The organism is Tepidiforma sp. (assembly GCF_026419595.1).
Lineage (GTDB): Bacteria > Chloroflexota > Dehalococcoidia > Tepidiformales > Tepidiformaceae > Tepidiforma.
In genome coordinates this window covers 1-917 of record NZ_JANZZD010000078.1, presented here as the reverse complement: position 1 = coordinate 917, position 917 = coordinate 1, and the positions used below count along the sequence as shown (strand labels likewise).

Here is a 917-nt window from a genome sequence, read left to right as displayed (position 1 = left end):
GGGTTGTAGCGCACCAGGGAGAAGTCGAAGTTGCCCGCGGCGTTCCGGCTATACCCCGCCGCCACCAGCTTGCCGTCGGGCTGGAGGACCAGGGCATAGGCTTGGTCATAGCTCGAGCCCAAATCCGTGGTCACCTTCCCCCCGGAGCCGAAGGTGGGGTCCAGGGTGCCGTTGGGGTTGTAGCGCACCAGGGCGAAGTCGAAGTCGCCGAGGGTGGGCATACTAGACCCCGCCGCCACCAGCTTGCCGTCGGGCTGGAGGACCAGGTCATGGGCTTCGTCAGAGCCCGAGCCCAAATCCGTGATCACCTTCCCCCCGGAGCCGAAGGTGGGGTCCAGGGTGCCGTTGGGGTTGTAGCGCACCAGGGCGAAGTCGTAGTCGCCGTTAGAGCTAAGCCCCGCCGCCACCAGCTTGCCGTCGGGCTGGAGGACCAGGGCGGCTATGCCAGAGCCCGAGCCCACCGCCGTGGTCACCTTCCCCCCGGAGCCGAAGGAGGTATCCAGGCTGCCGTTGGGGTTGATGCGCACCAGGGCGAAGTCGGATTTGCCCGCGGCGTTAGAGCTATCCCCCGCCGCCACCAGCCTGCCGTCGGGCTGGAGGACCAGGGCCGAGGCTCCGTCAATGCTCGAGCCCAAATCCGTGATCACCTTCCCCCCGGAGCCGAAGGTGGGGTCCAGGCTGCCGTTGGGGTTGTAGCGCACCAGGGCGAAGTCGTCGTTGCCCGCGGCGTCCACGCTCCACCCCGCCGCCACCAGCTTGCCGTCGGGCTGGAGGACCAGGGCGAAGGCTTCGTCAGAGCTCGAGCCCACCGCCGTGGTCACCTTGCCCCCGGTGCCGAAGGTGGGGTCCAGCTCACCCCGGGCCCCGGTGAAGGTTTCGGCCTCGATGCGGCCCAGCTCGAGGCGCGTGTCCAGCAG

Annotated in this window: 1 protein-coding gene; it reads right to left on the bottom strand. The window is 68.9% G+C overall.

The genetic code is table 11. From position 1 onward, the window contains the following. On the bottom strand, positions 1 to 917 hold a 917-nt coding region (locus N2041_RS14410), incomplete at both ends, for a delta-60 repeat domain-containing protein (RefSeq protein WP_297679287.1).